The organism is Sulfurimonas sp. HSL1-2 (assembly GCF_039645565.1).
In the GTDB taxonomy this organism is placed as follows: Bacteria; Campylobacterota; Campylobacteria; order Campylobacterales; family Sulfurimonadaceae; genus Thiomicrolovo; species Thiomicrolovo zhangzhouensis.
Map to the genome: position 1 here is coordinate 861,831 of NZ_CP147914.1, position 18,827 is coordinate 880,657.

Consider the following 18,827-nt stretch of genomic DNA (forward strand, 5'->3'; position numbering starts at 1 on the left):
GTCAGAAGGCGCAGCGGTGAAGACGGTTGTGATAAAAAAGCCCCTGTTGGATATCGCGCGAGACGCTTTGGGTGTCAACCCTGTAGGTCAGTGTCCGCGACTTGATGAGGTCGTTGACCTGCCAGCGGGTAATGAGCAGCTGTTCATCAAAGCGGTCTACTTCGTCGATATTGACGATCCGCTGCAGCTGAGCGCCTTTGAAAATCTCGACTTTTCTGATCACGGAGGTCACGGGGTCGATGTAGTAGACCGAGCGGTTCCCGTTTCGCTTCAGCGTCACCTTGTAACAGGCGCTGCCGTCAAACAGCGTTTCCTCCAGCGGTTCGAAGGTCCCTTTTTTCGCATCCAGTTCGGCGTAGGAGATCCCCATGCCGACGGCTTCGCTCTCCTCCTCCTGTTCGGGGATGATCCGCACGCGCTTCAGGGCTGGGAAATAGATGGCGTTGCTGCTGCTCTCCTCCTCCCGTTCGATGAGTATGGCCGTGCACTTGATGTTTTGCGGGGAGCGGAAGCGGATCAGGAGTGACGATGCGTCGCCCGTCTGCCGTTCGGCGACCATGAAAGAGCGTTCCTGACGGTTGCCCTCGTTTTCGACGGTCATCGCAACGTCGAAACGCAGGTTGCCGAACGAGAAGATTTTGGCGCTTTTCGCATAGATGGCTTCGGCGCTCTCCGAAGCGAACAGGCTGATTCCGGCCCAGGTCAGCAGGGCGGCTGTACGGTGCCACTGCATGTCACACCGTCGCATTGGTATCTGCCGTCTGGCCGGTATGGCTGCCGACCCACTCCAGCGCGCTGAGGGTGATCTCGCGCAGGAGGCTCTGGTTCTCCAGCACCGCAAGGGCATACGCCTGCATGTTCGCCATCATCTGCTCCATCGTGCCCGCGACGACGGTGACGATCTGGTCCTCTGCCGCTGGCGTGTACCATTCGCGGTCGAGGATGAGCGCCATCCCCGTCAGCATCAGGTTGGTGATCGTCTTCATCCCGTCATAGATCAGCAGCCCGAAATCGAGGATCAACATCTCCGTATAGACGATCAGCTGTTCGGTGTAGACGATCCGGTCCGCCATCTCGCCGATCCGGTCGGCCATCTGGCCGATCTGCACGGCCATCCAGAGGATCCGGTCGGCCATGACCCCCACCTCCTCGCCGCGGGAGGCGAAAAGGTAGCCGTACTCCATCCCTTTCATCGCGAACTGGTAGGCATCCTCCTCGATATCCATCGTAAAGCTGTAGGCGAGGTCGGCCATATGGGTGGCAAAGTCGTAGGCGTCGCTTGCCGTCTGGGCGGTAAAGCTGTAGGCGAGGTCCGCCAGGTGCGATGCAAAGGCAAAGGCATCGGTTTCCGTCTGGGAGGCGAAATCGGCCGCCTGGGTCGAAAAGGTGACGGACATCGTGGCGATAAGGTCGAAGATGTCGCGCCAGGAGGCATTGCCGTCCAGAAGGTCACGGAGCTGATCGAAATAACCGGCGTTGTCCGTTGCAGAGAGGGTGCCTGTCGTCAACGCCCCCTGCATCTCACGGGTATAGACCGTGAAGGCATCCGTCTGCGGCAGGCCATCGGAACCGAAGAGGGTGACGAAGGTCTGGGCATCGCTCCCCACGGCAAACCCCTCCTGCACGACCCCCTCCGGCGTGACCGCGTGCGCGCTCAGCATCGTGAAGAGCTGTCGTACTACGACGGAGATGACCGAGAGGGAAACGGAACGTTTTTTGAGGGTATCGATCGACGCCAGCTGCTCGGTGCTCAGCTTGTAGTGCTCGGTCGTAGGGTCATAGCCGTCCTGAAGCGACGCCAGCAGCACTTCGGTGTGCGTCTTTGTCGTACCGATGATCTCTCCGACGGCGCCGCCGACGGCCTTGAACATCAGCGTCACCAGGGCGCTTTGCACGGAAACCGATCCGAGGAACGCTTCCATCTGCAGGGTCTCATCGGGTGTCATCGTGCCGGTAGACGCAGGGGATGCCGCCGCCGCACCGGCTGAAGCCAGTTTATCGAGGGAAAAAAGCCCCATGAGGGCCACCGCCGCGATCGCCATCTTTGCAAAGCTCAACAGGGTGTCGCTATTGCTTTCGAAGCTCAGATCGGCTGCCGTTTTTTCCGCAATGATCTTGAGCAGTTTGTCAATGGCGAAGTAGGTCAGGGTGGCGTAAAGGAGGGCTCGGGCGTCGTTGCTGTCAAAGAGGCTTTTGAGGTAGTTGAAAAAGCCGTTCATGGCGATCCGGATGGCATCGAAGATATATTGGAGCGCATCGCCGGCCGCCGCTTTCAGTTTGGCGAGGAGGTTGTCGAAATCGCTGAATTCCGAGGGGGTGTCCGCCGCGGTACGATAATGCGCTGAAGCGACGGCAGCTGCCGGGGTACTCTGTGACGGTTCCTGCAGGCGGTTATTGTAGTCAAAAAGACGCATGGTCGCCAGCAGTTTGACATACTGGTGGCCGAACTGCTGGTGGGCGAGGCTGCCGTAGGTTTCGTATTTTCGCCACATCGATTCCGTCTCGTCGCTCTGGAAAAACAGCGCATTGAGCGGGGAGGAGGCCGGCAGGGTGGGAGCTGCCGCGGCGAAGAAACTGCTGATGTCGGCCGGGATGGGCTGGGCCGTTGTCAGTAATGGGGGGGTGTAGGTTCCCGTCAGGCTGCCCAGAAGGTTTTCGAACTCGGCCACGGTGCTGTCGTTCTGCATTTTGGCCGTTTGCAGCAGTGTGACACGCTCATCGATGGGGGAGAGCGCGGTGCCGCCGCCGGAACCGCCGCAGCCCGATAGGAGATTGATTGCAGGGAGCGAATAGAGCGCGATCGCGCTTGTAGAGAGAAACTTTCGTCTGTTCATGAGTCACCTTTCAGTTCCAGTAGGCCGCAGATCCGTGCAAAGCGTATGCGAATCTGCGACACGCAAGTACACTCTTCATCCAAGGAAAAACGTCAAGGGGGGGGTCGAACTCCCGCCCCGTGCCATGGAAACGAAGAGAACTAGGATGCCGAGCACGGGAACAGCATAAAAGAAGATTACTTAATTTCCATTGGTAAAATAATAAAAAATAATTATATTTAATGCCGTGGTATCGGCGCTGTGGTACGCGATATCGCAAAAGTGAATACCGTCATCTTGACGAAAGAGACCGGAAGCTGGGGAGATGTCAGAGGAGGGTGGCTATGAATGTACCCCGGATGATATCGGGGTACGGGGAGCTGTCGGGCTCAGCCGGCTTCGTTCGCCGCCAGGAACTTCGCCAGGTCGAGGTCGTAGAACATCGTATGGCGGCGGAATTTGTCGTAGGCGTAGCCCTCGACAAAGGAGCGTGCCATCGGCGGCATCGTCGTGATCATGGCAAAAAAGGACTCCATCTCGTCCACGAGCTGTTCATGGTCGCCGGTATGGGTTTCGCGTTCGGGGTAGAGGTGCTTCATCATCAGCTTCTCCTCTTCGGCGAAGTGGCGTTTCGTTTCGTCGATCCATTCCCTGAAAAGCGCCGTGTCGATCCCGCCCTCCGTCTTTTGAAGCTGCTCGAGCATCTCCAGGAAACGCTCGTGCGCCGTATCCATCTCTTCAACATTCAGGCGAAGATCGTGTGTCATACCGCCTCCTTTGTAAACTTGCGTATCTCAATGCATATTGTATTCTTTTCGGCCTGCCTGTGACCCCTTTTCTCTCAACAACCTTCGTTATAATCCTGTAAAAAAAAGAGCAACACGATATGACGGCTGAAACCTACCGCGACAGTGTGGCGCTGCTGAACCGCTACGCCTACCACTATTATGTCCTCGACAACCCCATTGCCAGCGACGAAGAGTACGACAGACTCTACCACGACGTCCTGTCGTATGAAACGGCGCATCCGGAGCAGACGTTGGCCGATTCGCCGACGCAGCGGGTCGGAGGCGTAGCGCTGGAGGGGTTCGAGAAAGCCGCCCACCGCAGCCGCATGTGGAGCCTGGAGGACATCTTCGACGCCGAGGGACTGCAGAAGTGGCTGGAGCGGGTCGCCAAACTCGCGGACAATGTTACTTTCTACTGCGAGCCGAAGTTCGACGGGGCGAGTCTCAACCTGATCTACGAGGAGGGCCGGCTGGTCCAGGCGATTACCCGCGGCGACGGCAGCATCGGCGAAGAGGTGACGCAGAATGTCAAAACGATCCGCAGCGTCCCGCTCGCCATCGACTACGACGGGCGTATCGAGATCCGCGGCGAGGTCGTCATCTTCAAAGAGGAGTTCGACGCCATCAACAGGGAGCGGGAGGCGCAGGGCGAAGCGCTCTTCGCCAATCCCCGCAACGCCGCCGCCGGCAGCCTGCGCCAGCTCGACCCGAAGATCACCGCGGCGCGGAACCTCGTCTTCCTCCCCTACGGTATCGGCGAGAACACCCTCGACATCCCGCTGCTGAGCAAGCGGATGGAGTGGATCTACGCCCTGGGTTTCCGCAAGCCGCCGCTGCACCGCGTCTGTACGGGCTACGACGAGATCGAGGCGATTTACGAGGAGATGAAAGCGACCCGGGACAATTTCGCGATGATGCTCGACGGCATGGTCATCAAGGTCGACCAGGTCGAGGCCCAGGAGGATATGGGGTATACGGTCAAGAACCCGCGCTGGTCTGTGGCCTACAAGTTTCCGGCAGTCGAGAAGATGACCCGGGTCCGTGACGTCATCCTGCAGGTAGGGCGATCGGGCGTCGTCACCCCGGTGGCCGTCGTCGAACCCGTCGACATCGAGGGGGTCGTCGTCGAACGCGCGACCCTGCACAACTTCGACGAGATCGCACGCAAAGATATCCATATCGGCGACCACGTCATCATCCTGCGCAGCGGCGACGTCATCCCGAAGATCATCAAGGTCATTCCCGAGCGTCGCGACGGGACGGAAAAGGCACTGGCCCGCCCGACGCACTGCCCGGTCTGCGGCAGCGAACTGCTGGATGAAGGGGCGCTGATCAAGTGCCAGAACCTCTCGTGTGAAGCGCGGGTCGTCAATGCCATCATCTACTTTGCCTCCAAGCAGTGCCTGAACATCGACGGGCTCGGCGACAAGATCGTTGAAGCGCTCTTTAAAGCCGGGCTGGTCAAGGGGGTGATCGACCTTTACAGTCTCTCCCTGGACGCGTTGCTGGCACTCGACGGGTTCAAAGAGAAGAAGAGCCAGAACCTGCTCGACGCCATCGAAAAGAGCAAAGGAACCGCGTGTTGGCGCTTCGTGAACGGGTTGGGAATAGAGCATATCGGGGAGGTCGCTTCGAAGCAGCTCTGCGACACCTTCGGTCTGGATTTTCCCGATGCGACGGAGGAGGCACTGCTCGCCATCGACGGTTTCGGCGGGGAGATGGCGGCGTCGGTGCTGGAGTTCGTCCGGGTCAACCGGGAGCAGATTGAAGCGCTGCGCAGCGTCGTCCAGCCGGCGGCCCCGGCGCAGAAAACCGAAGCGGCGGAGAACCCTTTCAAGGGGAAGACGGTCGTACTCACCGGCACGATGAGCCGCCCCCGGCCGGAGATCAAAAACGACCTGGAAGCCCTGGGGGCGAAAGTCGCGGGAAGCGTGTCGAAAAAGACGGATTATCTCATCTACGGCGAGGATGCCGGCAGCAAGTACGACAAGGCGGTTGCGCTCGGTGTGACGGCGCTTACGGAAGATGCGATGAAACAGATGCTACAATAGACGCATGAAAAGCCCCACAGAAAATATTATCGTCGGTGATTACCAGGAGATCCTGGAACTCCAGAATGTCATCCTGGAAAAGGTGGCCGAAGATGCAAGCAAGGAGGCCGTGCTCGAGGAGCTCTGCCGGCTGCAGGAGAAGATGGTCCCCGGCAGCGTCGCGTCGATCATGCTGCTGAATGCCGATGACGGAAAGCTCTACGTCGAGGCGGCACCGTCGCTCCCGAAGGGGGCGATCAATACGCTCGACGGGCTGCTTCCCGGCCCGCGAAACGGCTCCTGTGCGAATGTCGTCTTACAAAACGAACCGCAGTTCGTCTGCGACATCAGCAGCGACGAGCGCTGGCAGAACGTGCTGGAGTTTGCCCAGAAGTTCGGGCTCAACGCCTGCTGGTCCATGCCGGTCGTCCTGGAGGGAAAGACCGTCGGGACGTTTGCCCTGACCTCTTTTGAAGAGCGTGCACCGTCCCTGTTTCATAAAATGCTGCTCACCGTGGGTGCCCGGATCGTCAGTATCGTCCTCAAACGGGAGCAGAACCGCGAAAAACTGAGCTACCTTGCCTTTCACGACCCGTTGACGGGACTGGTGAACCGGGTAATGCTCGAGGAGCGGCTCAAACACATGATCGCCCGTTCCGAACGTACCGGAAAGGGGGCGGCGCTCTTTTTCATCGACCTGGACCGCTTCAAGTTCCTCAACGATACCTACGGGCACGCGACCGGGGACCGTCTGCTGGTGGAGGTGGCCAAGCGCCTCGGCGAAAACGTGCGCAACGAGGATACGGTGGCGCGCTTCGGCGGAGACGAATTCGTCCTCCTGTTCGAAGAGGATGAGGACAGGGACGAGGTCCTGGAGAAGGCCCAGCGTCTGATCGATGCTTTCAGCGAGCCGTTCCAGCTGGCCGAGCAGCGTTTCCATATCTACGGCAGCATCGGCATCGCCATGTTCCCGGCCGACGGGAAGGATGCCCAGTGCCTGCTCAAACATGCCGACACGGCGATGTACCAGGCGAAGCAGGCCCAGGACCATATCCGTTTCTACACCCCGCAGATGAGCGAGCAGAGCTTCAAGAGCCTGGTACTGGAAAAGGAGCTGCGTGAAGCGATCAGCAACAACGAGTTCGTTGTCTATTACCAGCCCGTTTTCGAAGGCAGCGGCACGAGCATCCGCGCGGCGGAGGCTCTGGTGCGCTGGCAACACCCCGAACGCGGACTCCTTCTGCCCAGCGAATTCATCCCCTTCGCCGAGGAGACGGGGCTGATTTCGCGGATCGACGAGATGGTGCTTACCCAGGTCATTGCCGACCTGCGGCGCTGGCATGCGATGGCGATCAACCGGATCATTCCGCTCTCGGTCAATATCTCCGGCCGCCACATCAACGAAAAAGATGTGACCCGCCTGACGGAGATCCTCAACCGGAGCGCACTGGCGCGGGACTACATCGGCCTGGAACTGACGGAGACCTACCTGATGCAGTTTGCCGAGGAGACCGTCGTACAGCTCGAACGGCTCAAACATGCCGGGGTCAGACTGGCGATGGATGATTTCGGCAGCGGCTACTCGTCGCTGGGGTACCTCAAACGTTTCAAGATCGACACCCTCAAGATCGACCAGCTCCTCGTACGCGACATCGTGGAAAATCCCGATGACCGCTCCATCGCCGAAGCGATCATCAAGATGGGGCACAGCCTAGGGCTGCAGATCGTCGCGGAAGGGGTCGAGACGCTGGAACAGCTGGAACTGCTCAAGACGATGGAGTGCGATGCCCTGCAGGGCTTTTACTTCGACCGTGCCCTGCCGCCGGAGCTTTTTGAAACCAAGTACCTGCGGAGGCGGGGGTGAGAGGCGTAGGCATGCTGCTCGCGGCGACCCTGCTGTGCGCTGCCGAGCGCAGCGGTCCCTACCTGGAAGCGGGGGCGGGCCTGGGCAGCTACAACGACGACAGCCGCCGCGCGGAGGTCACGACCGATAGCGTCACACAGTACCGTTTCGGGGCGGGGGCATTTATCAATGACTACCTCTCCGTCTCGCTTGATTATGCCCAGTTTGGGGATTTCGACGGGCGTACGGGAACAGGCGAAACCTCCCGGGAGACCTTCAAAGCGCTGTCGGCCGCCGTGACGGGGCACTACCCCGTCTTTAACGAGCGGATCGACCTCTATGCGCGTTTCGGCGCCGGGGAGCTCTACTGGGACCAGAGCCGCCCCGAGCGCAAGAGCAGTTCGGCCGGGACGGTCGTCTACGGCATCGGCATCGGTGTAAGGGCACTGGAGTGGCTCACGGTCAACGCAGGGTATGATCTCTACCAGTTCGGGATGGACGAGAACGGGACCTCCTATGACATGAATCTCGGCAGTGCCTATGTCGGCATCCAGGTGCTTTTTTAGTGCGTCTCGACCACTACCTCGTCGAAGCGGGCCTGGCACCGACGCGTTCGAAAGCGCAGCAGCTCGTCAAAGCGGGAAGCGTCACCGTTGAGGGCAGCGTCGTGACGAAACCGGCCTTCGACGTCACGTCGCAGCAGGTGGCGGTGACCGAAGCGATGCCCTATGTCAGCCGCGCGGCGCTGAAGCTCAAGGGATTTCTGCCATCCTTGCCGTTCGACGTGACGGGGATGCATGCACTCGATATCGGCGCTTCGACGGGGGGATTCACCCAGGTGCTCCTCGAAGCGGGCGCGGCAGAGGTCGATGCCGTCGATGTCGGCAGGGACCAGCTCCACCCGGAGGTGAAGGCGGACCCGCGCGTCCGGAGTTTCGAACAGACCGATATCCGCCGTTTCACGCCGGGCCGGACCTACGACGTCGTCACCAGCGACGTCTCGTTCATTTCGCTGCACCATATCCTCGATGACGTGGAGCGGCTCGCAGCACGCTGGATCGTACTGCTCTTCAAACCGCAGTTCGAGGTCGGCCGCGACGCGGCGCGGGACAGGAAGGGGGTCGTCACGGACAAGGCGGCCGTCGCGAAAGCGATGGAGGAGTTCGAAGCGGCCTGCGCGGCGCGGGGCTGGCGGCTGCGTGCAAAGGAAGAGGCTGCAATCACGGGCAAGGAGGGGAACAGTGAAACATGCTACTGCTTTGAAAGAGGTTGAGGCCGTCGCCATCGGAGGCTTTGACGGGATGCACGAAGGGCATCAGCACCTTTTCAACGCCCTGGGCGAAGCGGGGGCGATCGTCGTGATCGAGACGGGATACGCCAACCTGACCCCGGGGCGCGAGCGGGAGCATTTTACGTCACACCCCATTGTCTACCTTCCCCTTGACGACATCCGTATGCTCGACGACCGGGGTTTCGTCGATTATCTTCTGGAACGTTTCCCGGCGCTTGCGAAAATTGTCGTGGGGTATGATTTCCGGTTCGGCCGCGACCGCAGGTTCTCCCATGCGGACCTCACGAAGGCTTTCGGGGGCGAGGTGCAGGTGATTGACGAAGTGACCGTCGGCGGCGAATCGGTGCATTCGCACAAGATCCGGGCGAAGCTGATCATCGGCGACGTGACCGGGGCGAACCGCTTTCTCGGTCACAATTACACCGTCCGTGGCAGGGTCGTCCAGGGGCAGGGGATAGGCAAAAAGGAGCTTGTGCCGACGGTCAACATGCTCACTGACGGTTTTCTGCTTCCCAAAGAGGGGGTCTACGCGAGCCTCGCCCGCCTTGACGGCGAGGAGCACTACCATCCCGCCGTCACGTTTGTCGGCCACCGTGTCACCACCGACGGCAGCTTTGCCGTGGAAACGCACGTCCTTGACGGGGAGATCGCCTGCCGGGAACAGATCGATGTCAGTTTCGTCCGGCGGCTGCGCGGCAACGAAAAGTTCCCGTCGCTCGAGGCACTGAAGGCACAGATCGCACAGGACATCGCGGCAGCGCGTAAAGCGGTGGTACGGCTGGAACTCTGAACGCTTTTTATGCATCACCGCAGCCAAAATGGCGCAATAGTGCCCATTCCGGGGCTCTTTTTCCGGTGACAGCCCGCCGCATCCGGCATTGGCTTAGGCTCTTTTAATGCGAAGAGGGCTATAATCGCACAACTATTTTGATCGAAGGAATTCTCGTGGGTGAACTCTTTACTTTCTTCGGTGTGATCAGCGAAAATCACGCCTACCTCTTTATGTCGCATATGCTGCTGACAGCACTGATCGTTATCATGCTTGCCAAAATGGCGACCAAGAACCTCAAAGTCGTCCCGGGGGGCACACAGAACCTGATGGAAGCGTACCTCCAGGGCGTTGTTGCAATGGGTTCGGACGTTATGGGCCGCGAAAAAGCGATGCGCTACCTGCCGCTCGTCGCGACACTGGGTCTCTTTATCGGTATTGCCAACCTGATCGGGGTTATCCCGGGCTTTGAAGCACCGTCCGCATTCCTGGACTTTACGCTGGCGCTGGCGCTGATCGTCTTCATCTACTATAACTTCGAAGGGATCCGCCGTAACGGTGTCGTCGAGTACTTCAAGCACTTCATGGGGCCGGTATGGTGGCTCGCATGGCTGATGTTCCCGATCGAGATCGTTTCACACATCTCCCGTATCGTTTCACTCAGCTTCCGTCTTTTCGGTAACGTCAAAGGGGACGACATGTTCCTCATGGTCATGCTGATGCTCGCACCGTGGCTGCTGCCGATGATCCCGTTCGCGCTGCTCTCGTTCATGGCGCTTCTGCAGGCGTTCATCTTTATGATGCTGACCTACGTTTACCTCGGCGGAGCCGTCACCCTTCACGAAGAATCCCTCTAATCTTTTCTGGGACGCCGGATGAAACGCAGCACGTTTGATACGCTTCTGAGTTTCCTGCTCGGCTTTGCCTGGGCCCTGCTGGTGCTGGGCTCCTGGCTTGTCTTCAATATTACCGCCATCTTCGGTTTCTCCATCGCGCTTCTCGCGACCATCCTTTTTGTCTTTCTGATACTCTGTGCCGTTTTGATGCTCGAAGGGCTCAACCTCTATAAAGACCGTGTCGAAAACCAGCGCCGCCAGACCGAACTGCTGCAGCGGATCGCGGAGCTGCTTGAAAAGGAGGCGTGATCCAATGCCTTTTTTCGCCTACCTGATTACCGACGGCTGCTACGGAGCCGCGACGCCGGGCGCCTTCGCCAAACGGCTTGAAACGCTCTTTGAGGCCCATAGCGTCGATTATGCACTCTACCGGGACAAAGCGAACCCGGACTATGCGCGGTTTGCCGCCGTATTTGTCGATGCGTGCCGGGCGCACGGGGTCAAAGCGATCATCCACCGCGACACGGCCCTGGCGCTCTTGCTGGGGGCGGACGGCGTGCACCTGACGTCGACGCAGTTCGAAGCGATCAAAGGGGCGAAAGCCGAGGGGCTCTTTACCGTGATTTCAGCGCACAGCCCCGTCGAACTGGCGCATGCGGCGGCCGAGGGGGCCGATGCCGCGACCTACAGCCCGATCTTCGAGAGCCCGGGCAAAGGGGAGCCCAAAGGTTTAGACGATTTAAATGAAACAGCGGGTAAAATTGACCTACCTGTTATCGCGCTGGGGGGCATCGTCAGCCCCGATCAGATCAGCGCGGTCCGCGCCGCCGGTGCCGCCGGTTTTGCATCGATCAGATACTTTATAAATTCAGCCAAGGAATCCTTTTGTTCGAAGTGATTATCGGACTCGAAGTCCACGTCCAGCTCAATACGAAAACCAAACTTTTTTGTTCGTGTCCCACCAGTTTCAACGACCGCCCGAACGTCAACACCTGCCCGACCTGTCTGGCTCTCCCGGGTGCGCTCCCGGTCTTCAACAGAGGCGCGCTTCACAAGGCGGTAATGTTCGGTACCGCGATTGACGCGACGATCAACCGCACCAGCTTCTTCGACCGCAAAAGCTACTTCTACCCGGACAGCCCGAGCGCGTACCAGATTACGCAGCTCTATACGCCCGTCGTCGAGCACGGAAAGCTGGAGATCGATTTCGAGGACGGTACGCACAAGACGATCCGCATCAACCGCGCCCATATCGAGGCAGATGCCGGCAAGAACATCCACGACGGTGCCGTCTCGAAAGTCGACCTCAACCGTGCGGGCACCCCGCTGGTCGAGATCGTTTCCGAGCCGGACATGCGATCGGCGGACGAGGCGATCCTCTACCTCAAAAAGCTGCACTCCATCGTACGCTACCTCGATATCTCGGACGCGAACATGCAGGAGGGCTCCTTCCGCGTCGACGTAAACGTCTCCATCCGCCCCAAAGGGGACGAGAAGCTCTACACCCGTGTCGAGATCAAGAACATCAACAGCTTCCGCTTCATCCAGAAGGCGATCGAGATGGAGGTCCAGCGCCAGATCGACGCCTGGGAAGACGGGGTCTATGACGAGGAGATCGTCCAGGAGACCCGCCTGTTCGACCAGGCGAAGCAGGAGACCCGCTCCATGCGCGGGAAGGAAGAGGCGGCGGATTACCGCTACTTCCCCGAACCCGACCTTCTCAAGGTCGTCGTTGACGACGCGATGTACGAGAGCGCGACACAGATCCCCGAACTGCCGGACGAGAAGCGCGAGCGCCTTGTCAAAGAGCACGGGCTGCGCGAGTATGATGCGAGTGTCATTACCGCCGAGCTGGAGATGGCGCACTTCTTCGAGAAGATGCTCTCCCAGGGCATCAGCGCCAAGAATGCCGTCACCTGGCTCACCGTAGAACTCCTGGGACGTCTCAAGGGCGGCATGACGGTTGCCACCTCGCCGGTCGATGCCGACAAACTGGGCCTCATCGTCAAGCGTATCGAAGACAACACCATCAGCGGCAAAGCGGCCAAAGAGGTGCTTGACTACCTGATGGAAAACGACGAGAGCGTCGATGCGACGATCGAAAAACTGGGCCTCAAACAGGTCAGCGACACGGGGGCCATCGAAGCGATGGTCGACGAGATCCTCGCGGCGAACCCGGCCAAGGTCGAGGAGTACCGCGGCGGTAAAGACAAGCTCTTCGGCTTCTTCGTCGGTCAGGTAATGAAAGCCAGCAAAGGCAGTGCGAATCCTCAGGCGGTAAACGATATCCTCAAGCAGAAGCTGGGCTGATTCCGTGAACCTTTTCTCCAGGGCGCTTGTCGACAGTGCCTATGCTCTGGAGTCCTCCGAAGGCCTGCGCCGGACGCGCCACCATGTCGACAACCTGATGAACAACGCCGGCTACCGCTACAAGCGCTACTTCGACCTCTTTATGATGGTGCTGATCCTCTCAAGCGTTTTCATCCTTATCCGCGACGTCAAGTTCCAACAGAACGATTTCCTGGCCGTTTTCAACAACTACATCATCTCCTTTATCTTCCTGATCGAATACCTGATGCGCTTCTGGGTCAGCAGCGACAGTGCGCGCATCATGATTGACCAGTATGAGAAGGATGTGCTGCTGCAGCGGAATTTCCGTGTCGGCAGGGCCGTGATGAAGGTACTCTACGCCAAGTGGCGCTACATGAGCTCCCTGGCGGCCATCATCGACCTGCTTGCAATCATGCCGTTTTTCCACGAACTGCGGCTGCTGCGCCTCTTTATCATCTTCAGGGTCTTCAAGCTTTTCCGCTACGCCCAGAACATGCACCATTTCGGGGCGATTCTGGCCAGCAAGAAGTTCGAACTCCTGACGCTCTTTACCTTCGTCGGCCTCATCATTTTCGTTGCGTCGGTGATGATCTACGTCATGGAGGCGCTCAACCCCGACTCCAAGGTCAATACGCTCTTTGATGCACTCTACTGGTCGGTCGTGACGATCTCGACCGTGGGATACGGCGATGTCGTTCCCGTCAGCGGCGAAGGGAAGATCGTTGCATTGATTGTCATCGTCTCCGGGGTGGCTGTCCTCGCTTTCGCGACCTCGATCGTCGTTTCGGCCTTCACCGAGAAACTTGATGATATCCGCGACGGGAAGCTGATCCAGGAGCTGCAGAAACTGAAGCATATCTACCTGATCTGCGGCTACGGCACGGTGGCGCAGCAGACGGCCTCCAAACTCCGCCGGATGGGCCGGGAGGTGGTCATCCTCGATGCCGATGCATCAAAGATCGCCGAAGCGCGCCGTCATCATGACCTGGCCCTGGCGTTCGACCCCGCCAGCCTTGAGTCGATCGGGCAGCTCGGCATCGACCCCGTACGGCAGATCCGGGCCGTCATCCTGCTCGGCGATACCGATGTCGAAAACGTCTATACGGCGCTCACACTGCGTTCGATGAACAAAGAGCTGCGGATCCTCTCCCTGCTGCATGACAAAAAACACCGCCGCAAACTGGAGAGTGCCGGGGTGAACGACATCGTCTACGCCCAGGAGCTGATCGGGCAGCTGTCACGCGAATACAGCGATCAGCCCATTGCGTTCGAGGCGCTGCATGCATTGCGTGCCGAGCACTCCGGTGTCGTGATCGACGAGATCCTCGTCGACGAACGGATGGCCCGTTTTATACAGAGCGTGCAGGATCTGAAAATCAGGGGAGGGCGCATTATCCTGCTCGGTGTCGAGTCGCGCCGCGAACAGCGTTTCGTTTTCAATCCTGCATCCGATTTCGTCCTCGCGGAGGGGGACCTCCTGGTCGTCATCGGGGAGAATGCGATGCTGCATGAGTACCGCATCGATCTTCACAAGGCGGTGCGCTCATGACCATCGAAGCCATCATCCTTTTCGGGTACAACGAATTTGCGCGGGAGATTGCGCAGCAGCTCCGCTACACCTGCCCGCGCATCGTCGTTTATGCGCTCAATAACAGTGATGTCGAGCAGGCGCAGGCCGCGGGGCTCGAGGCGCATCTCGCGGATCTGGAGGACAACTGGGACGACCTGCTCTCCTTTGACTTCTCTGTGACACGGATCATCTGTGCCCTTGAGAGCGAGGCGGAAAACGTCTTCCTGACCCTCTCGCTGCGCGACCGCTTCCCCGAGGCGGTGATCGTCGCCCTGGCCACGACGCAGGAGAATGCATCCAAGCTCCGTCTGGCCGGTGCCAACAAGGTCATTGCCGAACTGCAGACAACGGCGAACCTGATCATCGAGCGGCTGGAAAAACCGGTGATCACGCGGCTGCTTGAAGCACTCATGGATAGGCAGATGGATCTCAAGGTCGCGCAGATTGTTCTCTCGGAGCAGTCATCCGCGGTCGGCAGACATATCAACGAACTGCTTGAATCAACGCAGCGGGACATCATCGTCCTGGCCGTCGTTGACCAGCGCATGAGCGAGTCGTTTATTTTTACGGCCAAAGGCTACAACCACCTGCTGAATGCGGGGGATGTTTTAGTCGTGATAGGCTACGATAAGGAGATCAAGGCATTTGAAGAGGAAGTCGGAGGGGTATGTGAAACGGATCGCAGTCATCGGAGCGGGTAAATGGGGCTCGGCCCTGGCGTTCGCACTGGGGGAGAATGGGGAAAACGACGTGGTCATCACGTCTCGGCACTCAAGGGATGTTCCCAATTTCGTCGACCTGGAGACGGCGCTGCAGCGCGAGTACCTCGTCATGGCGATCCCGGCACAGCAGGTCGGCGCATGGCTGAAGGAGCACTTCCGCTATAACGACCAGAAGGTGCTGGTCGCCGCGAAGGGGATCGAAGCACAGAGCGGCCGTTTCCTCAATGAAATCTTCGCGCCCTATGTCCCCGACCAGAACATTGCATTCCTCTCCGGCCCCTCTTTCGCGGCGGAGGTGATTCAGGGGCTGCCGACCGCACTGGTCGTCAGCAGCACGGATGCCCAGACGGCCATGGGGTTCGCCGAGGCGTTCCCGGAATTCATCCGCACCTATACCGACGACGACATCGCCGGGGCGGAAGTGTGCGGCAGCTATAAAAACGTCATCGCGATCGCCGCGGGGATCTGCGCGGGGCTGAAGCTCGGCAACAACGCCGCGGCGGCACTCATTTCCCGGGGCCTGATCGAAATGCGGCGCTTCGGACTCTCCTACGGGGCGAGGGATGAGACCTTCCTCGGCCTCAGTGGCGCCGGGGACCTTTTCCTCACCGCCAGCTCCGTGCTGTCGCGCAACTACCGTGTCGGCCTGGGGCTGGCCGAAGGCAAAGCGAAAGAGCAGATCGTCGAGGACCTCGGCGAAGTGGCCGAGGGGATCGGGACGGCCTACGCCCTGCACGGCATCGCGCAGCGCAGCGGGGTCTACCTGCCGATCGCGACGGAGGTGTATGAAATCCTGGAGGGCAAAGCCCCCCGGGAGAGCCTCAACGATCTGCTGACGAGGTAGCGCATGGAAGCGTCGGCGGTCAAGATTGTCTGGGCCGTAGGTACGGCACTGCTCTTTTACACCGCTGCGCTTCTGCTGCTTTCACCGGTGCAGGCGGCCCTGGTCGGGGTGGTGACGCTGCTGGTGGTGCTCTGGACGAACGAGGGACTGCCGCTCGGCGTCGTTTCCCTCCTGCCCATCGTCCTTTTCCCGGCCCTTCACATTCTGCCGACAAAGGCAACGACCGTCAACTACGCCCACCCCATCATCTACCTCTTCCTGGGGGGCTTTATGCTTGCCATCGCCGTGGAAAAGAGCGGCCTGCACATCTGGATCGCACGCAAAATGCTGGGGATCTTCCCGGCGACGGGGCGGGGGATCATCATCTCCCTGGCGCTGACCTCGGGGGTGATGAGCTCCATCCTCTCGAACACGACGACGGCCCTGCTGCTGATGACCATTGCGCTTTTCCTCTCCGACGATCCGCGGCTGAAGATGCGCTTCACGCTGGCCATCGCCTACGGCGCCAGCATCGGGGGGATACTGACGCCCATCGGCACCCCGCCGAACCTGATCCTGCTGGGCGTCATGGAAGAACACGGCATGGCGATGATCCCCTTCGTACAGTGGATGTGGATGGTCGCCCCTCTGGCCCTCGTGATGGTCATCATCATCTCCCTGGTCCTGGCACTGGGGATACGTGATGTGCGCCTGGAACTCCCGGAGGTGGAGAAGCCGCTGACGCCGGAGCAGAAAAAGGTCCTCGCGCTGCTGGGCGGGCTCGTGGTACTGCTGCTCGTGAACGCCCCCATCCGTCCCTGGTGGGAGGGGCTCGGCATGAGCGAACCGGTGATTCTGCTCAGCGCGGGTCTGCTGCTCTTCGCGCCCCCGTTCAACCTGCTGGTCTGGCAGGAGGACAAGGCGAAGATCCCCTACCGCATCATGTTCCTGTTCGGGGCGGGGTTCGCCATCGCCAAGGCCTTTTCCGAGACAGGCCTGGCGGGAAGGGTAGCAGAGTACCTTGTCGACTACAGCTACCTGGCACCGCTCTACCTCATGCTGATCGTTGCGGCGCTGATCACCTTTACGACGGAGATCACCTCCAATACGGCATTGATCTCCATCATGCTGCCGGTCATCTACGCGGTGACACAGCAGACGGGGCTGGATGCAACCCTTTTCATGATGGTCGCGACGATCTGTTCGAGTTACGCGTTCATGTTGCCCATCGCGACCCCGCCCAATGCCATTGCGATGTCCAGCGGGGTGATCCCGATACGGACGATGGCCCTGTACGGGCTTCTGTTCAACCTTGTCGGCATCATCCTGATCGTGCTGATCGCCTATCTCTTCTGGCGTCCGGTACTGGGGGTAGTAGGCTAGCGCTTGAAGGTAGCCAGAATGGGGTTGTGGTCCGAGACCCGGCCCGTATCCACGGCTTCGGCGGCCAAAAGCGTCACATCTCGGTAGTAGAGATGGTCCAGGGGTTTGGAAAAACGCTGCTTGATATGATGGCCGTTGAGGTAGGCGGCGGGCAGGAGACCGACGGCCGCGGCAAAGTGCTCAAGGTACTCCATCCGTTTGCGGCTCCAGGTATTGAAATCGCCCGTGACGATCAGCGCTCCCGTTCGCTGTAGCAGTGCGACGCGCAGCCGCTCGATCTCTTCGACGAAGACGGCGGCGGAGACGAAATTGATGGCGTGAAGGTTGACGGCCGTGAGTTCGCTCCCGTCTTCAAACGGGTGGGTCGTAATGAGCATACTTTTGCGGGTGGCAATGTGCATCTCGCGGCGGTTGGTTTTGAGGCCGACGGTATCGTGAATGGGACACCGGGCCGCGGTCAGAACACCGTATTGGCGGTGGCGGAGGTCGATGTTGATGGCGGCAGAGACGTTGTAGCCCGGAAAATGGTCTGAAGTATGCGCATCGAGGACCGCCTCCTGGAAGAGGATCAGTTCGGGACTGCCGGTGGCCAGGAGTGACTGGAGCGTTTTGTCGAAGGGGGAACGCCCCATCTCTTTGTGGACGTTCCAGCTCAGTAGTGAAAAGGTATACGGCAGGGGGCTGCCCGCCGCTTCCGATCGGTAGTGTCGCATAATTCAATCATAACCTACATAGGTTAAAATGGCATCAAAAATATGCCCGTCTCGGCGGGAAAAACAGAGGAGAAAAGAGATGATTGTCCATATTGTCATGTTTGCATTCAAAGCGGAGAACAAAGCGGAGAACGTCGCCAAAGCCAAGGCGATGCTCGAAGCGCTTACGGAGAAGATCGATCCGCTGATCAGTATGGAAGTCGGCGTGGACTTCAGCGGCAGCGAGCGGTCGATGGACCTGGTGCTGACGTCGACGTTTGAAACGAAAGAGGGGCTCTCTACCTATGCGACGCATCCGGCGCATCTGGAGGTCGTGGCGTTTATCAAGGAAGTGACGGAGCTGTCAAAGGTGGTCGATTACGTCCGTTAAGGGGAGGTGAATGCAGCGGGCCGGAGCAGCTCCGGCCTGTGCGTCAGTTACACTCGTTCAGAGACGGGTTCTGGAAGAGCTGGTTGATGTTCTCTTCGATAAAGCGGTAATCGACACCGTCGATGTGGAACGCTGCTTTCTTGATCTCGATGCACTTGACGTTTGTTTTGGACCATTTGCCGCCCAGAACGCCTTTCTGGCTGCTTTTGTCGGGGGCAACGCGCTCATAGTCATCCGCCCAGAGGGTCACGGTCTTGCCGTCCTCTGTCATGCCCTCGACGTAGAACGTAGCCATGTCCACCGGCTTGGGTGACGCATTGACGAAGTAGACGACCGGCCGGCTGTCGCCCTTGTCATCGGTTTCGACATCAACATCGTAGATGACGACCGGCATATTCATCTTTTTCGCGCTTTCCAAATCCACATGGCTCGGTACCAGCACATTCGTCAACGTGTTCAGTTTGGCACAGCCGGTCATAAGGGCTGCAGCCGCAACTGAAGAAATAAGAAACGCAAATCCTCTTCGCATAAAGCTATCCTCCTAA

At 59.4% G+C, this 18,827-nt stretch carries 19 protein-coding genes; 14 read left to right on the forward strand and 5 right to left on the reverse strand.

Annotated elements, in window-relative coordinates:
* Position 1: 1 nt before the first annotated feature.
* The 3 genes from WCX18_RS04380 to WCX18_RS04390 all read right to left on the reverse strand — a co-directional run bounded on the left by WCX18_RS04380 (position 2) and on the right by WCX18_RS04390 (position 3,580).
* A complete protein-coding gene (locus WCX18_RS04380; RefSeq protein WP_345989997.1) occupies positions 2 to 748 on the reverse strand; it encodes an outer membrane lipoprotein-sorting protein in 747 nt (248 codons plus the stop codon).
* Positions 735 to 2,834, reverse strand: a complete 2,100-nt coding sequence (locus WCX18_RS04385) for a hypothetical protein (protein WP_345990000.1) — start codon at positions 2,832 to 2,834, stop codon at positions 735 to 737. Before WCX18_RS04385 ends, WCX18_RS04380 begins: the two co-directional genes overlap by 14 nt.
* Positions 2,835 to 3,202: 368 nt before the next feature.
* Positions 3,203 to 3,580, reverse strand: a complete 378-nt coding sequence (locus WCX18_RS04390) for a hemerythrin family protein (RefSeq protein ID WP_345990003.1) — start codon at positions 3,578 to 3,580, stop codon at positions 3,203 to 3,205.
* A 119-nt stretch (positions 3,581 to 3,699) separates the two neighbouring features.
* Here WCX18_RS04390 and ligA point away from each other — a divergent pair, with 119 nt between their 5' ends.
* The 13 genes from ligA (at position 3,700) to WCX18_RS04455 (ending at position 17,199) form a co-directional block, all read left to right on the forward strand.
* Complete coding sequence (ligA, locus tag WCX18_RS04395; RefSeq protein ID WP_345990006.1) at positions 3,700 to 5,652, forward strand: NAD-dependent DNA ligase LigA; 1,953 nt, start codon at positions 3,700 to 3,702, stop codon at positions 5,650 to 5,652.
* Positions 5,653 to 5,656: 4 nt separating this feature from the next.
* Positions 5,657 to 7,495 carry an EAL domain-containing protein gene (locus tag WCX18_RS04400; protein ID WP_345990009.1) on the forward strand — a complete coding sequence of 613 codons (1,839 nt, stop codon included), beginning with the start codon at positions 5,657 to 5,659 and terminating at the stop codon, positions 7,493 to 7,495.
* Positions 7,496 to 7,506: 11 nt separating this feature from the next.
* Complete coding sequence (locus tag WCX18_RS04405; RefSeq protein WP_345990012.1) at positions 7,507 to 8,040, forward strand: outer membrane beta-barrel protein; 534 nt, start codon at positions 7,507 to 7,509, stop codon at positions 8,038 to 8,040.
* Positions 8,040 to 8,747 (forward strand): TlyA family RNA methyltransferase, encoded by a 708-nt coding sequence (locus WCX18_RS04410; RefSeq protein WP_345990015.1) that lies wholly within the window; start codon positions 8,040 to 8,042, stop codon positions 8,745 to 8,747. Before WCX18_RS04405 ends, WCX18_RS04410 begins: the two co-directional genes overlap by 1 nt.
* Positions 8,716 to 9,555, forward strand: coding sequence for a bifunctional riboflavin kinase/FAD synthetase (locus WCX18_RS04415; protein ID WP_345990017.1), 840 nt, complete (start codon positions 8,716 to 8,718; stop codon positions 9,553 to 9,555). The genes WCX18_RS04410 and WCX18_RS04415 overlap by 32 nt, the downstream gene beginning before the upstream one ends.
* Before the next feature lie 155 nt (positions 9,556 to 9,710).
* The gene (locus WCX18_RS04420; RefSeq protein WP_345990759.1) at positions 9,711 to 10,391 is read left to right on the forward strand and encodes a F0F1 ATP synthase subunit A; all 681 of its coding nucleotides are present in this window, start codon (positions 9,711 to 9,713) and stop codon (positions 10,389 to 10,391) included.
* A gap of 18 nt (positions 10,392 to 10,409) precedes the next feature.
* The gene (locus tag WCX18_RS04425; protein ID WP_345990021.1) at positions 10,410 to 10,679 is read left to right on the forward strand and encodes a hypothetical protein; all 270 of its coding nucleotides are present in this window, start codon (positions 10,410 to 10,412) and stop codon (positions 10,677 to 10,679) included.
* A gap of 4 nt (positions 10,680 to 10,683) precedes the next feature.
* Positions 10,684 to 11,268 carry a thiamine phosphate synthase gene (locus WCX18_RS04430; RefSeq protein WP_345990023.1) on the forward strand — a complete coding sequence of 195 codons (585 nt, stop codon included), beginning with the start codon at positions 10,684 to 10,686 and terminating at the stop codon, positions 11,266 to 11,268.
* A complete protein-coding gene (gene gatB / locus WCX18_RS04435) occupies positions 11,256 to 12,680 on the forward strand; it encodes an Asp-tRNA(Asn)/Glu-tRNA(Gln) amidotransferase subunit GatB (protein ID WP_345990026.1) in 1,425 nt (474 codons plus the stop codon). Before WCX18_RS04430 ends, gatB begins: the two co-directional genes overlap by 13 nt.
* A 4-nt stretch (positions 12,681 to 12,684) precedes the next feature.
* A complete protein-coding gene (locus WCX18_RS04440; RefSeq protein ID WP_345990029.1) occupies positions 12,685 to 14,250 on the forward strand; it encodes an ion transporter in 1,566 nt (521 codons plus the stop codon).
* Positions 14,247 to 14,972: an NAD-binding protein gene (locus WCX18_RS04445; protein WP_345990032.1), complete on the forward strand. Its 726-nt coding sequence runs from the start codon at positions 14,247 to 14,249 to the stop codon at positions 14,970 to 14,972. The genes WCX18_RS04440 and WCX18_RS04445 overlap by 4 nt, the downstream gene beginning before the upstream one ends.
* Entirely contained in the window at positions 14,941 to 15,837 is an 897-nt protein-coding gene (locus WCX18_RS04450) for an NAD(P)H-dependent glycerol-3-phosphate dehydrogenase (protein WP_345990035.1), read from the forward strand. The genes WCX18_RS04445 and WCX18_RS04450 overlap by 32 nt, the downstream gene beginning before the upstream one ends.
* A gap of 3 nt (positions 15,838 to 15,840) precedes the next feature.
* On the forward strand, positions 15,841 to 17,199 hold the full coding sequence (locus tag WCX18_RS04455; RefSeq protein ID WP_345990037.1) for an SLC13 family permease: 1,359 nt from the start codon (positions 15,841 to 15,843) through the stop codon (positions 17,197 to 17,199).
* On the opposite strand, the gene WCX18_RS04460 is transcribed toward WCX18_RS04455, so the two are convergent.
* Positions 17,196 to 17,912, reverse strand: coding sequence for an endonuclease/exonuclease/phosphatase family protein (locus WCX18_RS04460; protein ID WP_345990041.1), 717 nt, complete (start codon positions 17,910 to 17,912; stop codon positions 17,196 to 17,198). The genes WCX18_RS04455 and WCX18_RS04460 overlap by 4 nt on opposite strands.
* A 79-nt stretch (positions 17,913 to 17,991) precedes the next feature.
* Here WCX18_RS04460 and WCX18_RS04465 point away from each other — a divergent pair, with 79 nt between their 5' ends.
* On the forward strand, positions 17,992 to 18,282 hold the full coding sequence (locus WCX18_RS04465; RefSeq protein WP_345990043.1) for a Dabb family protein: 291 nt from the start codon (positions 17,992 to 17,994) through the stop codon (positions 18,280 to 18,282).
* Between the two features lie 43 nt (positions 18,283 to 18,325).
* Here WCX18_RS04465 and WCX18_RS04470 read toward each other — a convergent pair whose 3' ends face one another.
* Complete coding sequence (locus tag WCX18_RS04470; RefSeq protein ID WP_345990046.1) at positions 18,326 to 18,811, reverse strand: hypothetical protein; 486 nt, start codon at positions 18,809 to 18,811, stop codon at positions 18,326 to 18,328.
* Positions 18,812 to 18,827: the final 16 nt, after the last annotated feature.